1 protein-coding gene is annotated in these 3,247 nt (G+C 46.9%); it reads left to right on the forward strand.

Annotation, left to right across the window (positions count from 1 at the left end; translation table 11 throughout):
- A partial coding sequence (locus SP041_RS20545) for an Ig-like domain-containing protein (protein WP_137298009.1) occupies positions 1-3,247 on the forward strand: 3,247 nt, incomplete at both ends.

Below are 3,247 nucleotides of genomic sequence, written 5' to 3' on the forward strand. Positions count from 1 at the left end.
GTTGATACGGTAACGCAGGGTGCGAACGGCACGGTTGCTATTAACGATGATGGCACAGTGACTTACACACCGAATGCTGATTTCAACGGCTCTGATAGCTTCACTTACACCAATGAAGACGGTAATACTGAAACGGTGAGTGTGACAGTAGATCCTGTCGCTGATGACACAGTATTAGTGGCAGATAGCGCAACAACGAATGAAGATACACCTGTCATTATCAATGTAGTGGGTAATGATACTGATGTGGATGGCGGTGTTATTTCACCGGTTGATACGGTAACGCAAGGGGCGAACGGTACAGTTGCTATCAACGATGATGGCACCGTGACCTACACGCCTGATGCTGATTTCAATGGGTCGGACTCATTTACGTATACCAATGAAGACGGTAATACTGAAACAGTGAGTGTGACAGTAGACCCTGTTGCTGATGACACCGTATTAGTGGCAGATAGTGCGACCACGAATGAAGATACACCTGTCATTATCAATGTCGTGGGTAACGATACTGACGTGGATGGCGGTGTTATTTCACCGGTTGATACGGTAACGCAAGGGGCGAATGGTACAGTTGCTATTAACGATGATGGCACCGTAACCTACACGCCAAACGCCGATTTCAATGGGTCGGACTCATTTACGTATACCAACGAAGACGGTAATACTGAAACAGTGAGTGTGACAGTAGACCCTGTTGCTGATGACACCGTATTAGTGGCAGATAGTGCGACAACGAATGAAGACACGCCAATTACCATTAATGTTGTAGGTAATGATACTGACGTGGATGGCGGAGTTATTTCACCGGTTGATACGGTAACGCAAGGGGCGAACGGTACAGTTGCTATCAACGATGATGGCACCGTGACCTACACGCCTGATGCTGATTTCAATGGGTCGGACTCATTTACGTATACCAATGAAGACGGTAATACTGAAACAGTGAGTGTGACAGTAGACCCTGTTGCTGATGACACCGTATTAGTGGCAGATAGTGCGACAACGAATGAAGACACGCCAATTACCATTAATGTTGTAGGTAATGATACTGACGTGGATGGCGGAGTTATTTCACCGGTTGATACGGTAACGCAAGGGGCGAACGGTACAGTTGCTATCAACGATGATGGCACCGTGACCTACACGCCTGATGCTGATTTCAATGGGTCGGACTCATTTACGTATACCAATGAAGACGGTAATACTGAAACAGTGAGTGTGACAGTAGATCCTGTTGCTGATGACACCGTATTAGTGGCAGATAGTGCGACAACGAATGAAGACACGCCAATTACCATTAACGTTGTAGGTAATGATACTGATGTGGATGGCGGTGTTATTTCACCGGTTGATACGGTCACGCAGGGTGCGAACGGCACAGTTGCTATTAACGATGATGGCACCGTGACCTACACGCCTGATGCTGATTTCAACGGCTCTGATAGCTTCACTTACACGAACGAAGATGGCAATACTGAAACTGTTAGTGTAATCGTGGATCCTGTTGCTGATGACACCGTATTAGTGGCAGATAGCGCGACCACGAATGAAGATACACCTGTCATTATCAATGTCGTGGGTAACGATACTGACGTGGATGGCGGTGTTATTTCACCGGTTGATACGGTAACGCAAGGTGCGAACGGTACAGTTGCTATTAACGATGATGGCACGGTGACTTACACGCCGAATGCTGATTTCAACGGCTCTGATAGCTTCACTTACACCAACGAAGACGGTAATACTGAAACAGTGAGTGTGACAGTAGACCCAATCGCTGACGACACCGTATTAGTGGCTGACTCAGCAACAACGAATGAAGATACACCTGTCATTATCAATGTAGTGGGTAATGATACTGATGTGGATGGCGGTGTTATTTCACCGGTTGATACGGTAACGCAAGGTGCGAACGGTACGGTTGCTATTAACGATGATGGTACGGTGACTTATACGCCTGATGCTGATTTCAATGGGTCGGACTCATTTACGTATACCAACGAAGACGGTAATACTGAAACGGTGAGTGTGACAGTAGACCCAATCGCTGACGACACCGTATTAGTGGCAGATAGTGCGACAACGAATGAAGACACGCCAATTACCATTAATGTTGTAGGTAATGATACTGACGTGGATGGCGGAGTTATTTCACCGGTTGATACGGTAACGCAAGGTGCGAACGGTACAGTTGCTATCAACGATGATGGCACGGTGACCTACACGCCTGATGCAGACTTTAACGGCTCTGATAGCTTCACTTACACCAACGAAGACGGCAATACTGAAACAGTGAGTGTGACAGTAGACCCTGTCGCTGACGACTCCGTATTAGTGGCAGATAGCGCGACAACGAATGAAGATACACCTGTCATTATCAATGTTGTGGGCAATGATACCGATGTTGATGGCGGTGTTATTTCACCGGTTGATACGGTAACGCAGGGTGCGAACGGCACGGTTGCTATTAACGATGATGGCACAGTGACTTACACACCGAATGCTGATTTCAACGGCTCTGATAGCTTCACTTACACCAATGAAGACGGTAATACTGAAACGGTGAGTGTGACAGTAGATCCTGTCGCTGATGACACAGTATTAGTGGCAGATAGCGCAACAACGAATGAAGATACACCTGTCATTATCAATGTAGTGGGTAATGATACTGATGTGGATGGCGGTGTTATTTCACCGGTTGATACGGTAACGCAAGGGGCGAACGGTACAGTTGCTATCAACGATGATGGCACCGTGACCTACACGCCTGATGCTGATTTCAATGGGTCGGACTCATTTACGTATACCAATGAAGACGGTAATACTGAAACAGTGAGTGTGACAGTAGACCCTGTTGCTGATGACACCGTATTAGTGGCAGATAGTGCGACCACGAATGAAGATACACCTGTCATTATCAATGTCGTGGGTAACGATACTGACGTGGATGGCGGTGTTATTTCACCGGTTGATACGGTAACGCAAGGGGCGAATGGTACAGTTGCTATTAACGATGATGGCACCGTAACCTACACGCCTAATGCAGACTTTAACGGCTCTGATAGCTTCACTTACACCAACGAAGACGGTAATACTGAAACTGTTAGTGTAATCGTTGATCCTGTAAATGATATCTCCGTGGTTAGCGGTAATAGCGAAGGAGAGGTCACCGAAGATGAGGCAGCGACCTTAACTGCTTCAGGCACGTTGACGGTATCAGACGTTGATGATGAAACTACCTTTG

It is taken from the genome of Psychromonas sp. SP041 (genome assembly GCF_000470315.2).
Taxonomy (GTDB): Bacteria; Pseudomonadota; Gammaproteobacteria; order Enterobacterales; family Psychromonadaceae; genus Psychromonas.